Origin of the sequence: Bowmanella yangjiangensis (assembly GCF_017255015.1) — a bacterium.
Classification (GTDB): domain Bacteria; phylum Pseudomonadota; class Gammaproteobacteria; order Enterobacterales; family Alteromonadaceae; genus Bowmanella; species Bowmanella yangjiangensis.
This window is the reverse complement of sequence record NZ_JAFKCS010000286.1, coordinates 1-1,030: the sequence shown is the minus strand read 5'-3', so window position 1 is coordinate 1,030 and position 1,030 is coordinate 1. Positions and strand designations below refer to the sequence as shown.

1 protein-coding gene is annotated in these 1,030 nt (G+C 66.0%); it reads right to left on the bottom strand.

Features of this window, described 5'->3' with window-relative positions; translation table 11 throughout:
• Positions 1-609: hypothetical protein (locus tag J0A65_RS24015; protein ID WP_206596787.1), on the bottom strand; the 609-nt coding region annotated here is incomplete at its 3' end.
• Positions 610-1,030 lie beyond the last annotated feature (421 nt).

Here is a 1,030-nt window from a genome sequence, read left to right as displayed (position 1 = left end):
CAGGGGAATCTGTGCGAGGCTCTGCGCCTGCTCGGCGCCGGTGACCGGTGCGATGCTGCCGGCCGCCTGCTGCAGGTGGTCGGCCCGGGCGATGACGCGCAGGCTCTGCTGGTCCTCGAGCAGCCAGTCGTGTTCGCTCTGGTGTTGCTCGCGCAGCCAGTTCCTCAGCGCCTTGGTGCTCATGCGCAGGACGCGATGGCTGCCGTCGGCCTGCCGCAGCAGCAGGTACAGGGCGCCGCCGTCCTGGGCACTGAAGGCGAAATGGTAGGCAGCCGAAGCGCTGCGCTGCAGCTGGTTGCGAATGAAGCTGCGGTCATTCGCACTGGCGAAGCTGTCGCTGAGCAACTGACCGTTGGCGTCGAACCAGGCCATGCTGCTGAGGGTCGGGAAAATGCTGCGCAGCGTGCCGAGCAGTTCGGCGTCACTGTGCTTGGCGTCCTCCGCGCTGTGCAGCATGGCCTGCCCGGCCTGGGCCTTCAGGCGCATGCTCAGGCTCAGGTGCTTGGCCAGCTGTTCACCGTAGCTGAGGCTGAGCTGCTTCTGGCTGCCGAGCAGTTGCCGATGCTCCTGCACCAGTTGCCAGGCCAGCAGACCCAGAATCGCCAGCACCAGGACCACCAGCGCACGCCGCAGCGCTTCGCGACGCCTTGGCGCACGCGACTCGCCCGTGGGGGAGTTCGGCTGGGATGAGGGAGTCGACACGTTCTATGAGCCTGCAGCCAGTGCGGGGTTGTATCTGCTATGACAAGCGCGAGCGGGCCTCTGCTCACGTCAGCCGGCTAGAATGCCTGTAAATGTGGCCAAGTGCCAGTTCCGCTCGACGAGCGTAGTTTGCCCTGTCGCCTGCATTGCGGTAGCTTTGCGCCGCGTGTGCGAACTGTCCGCGCCATACTTGGCGTTCCTCTCCGTGGCGGCTAAGGTCTCTGCACGTTGTCAGGCTGCGGAGGTCGCGAAAACGGCCGCAGACGGCAAACGACGGTTGCGCATCGCACGTTCAGCGTCCCCACGACGTTTTCGCCACGCGTGCCGG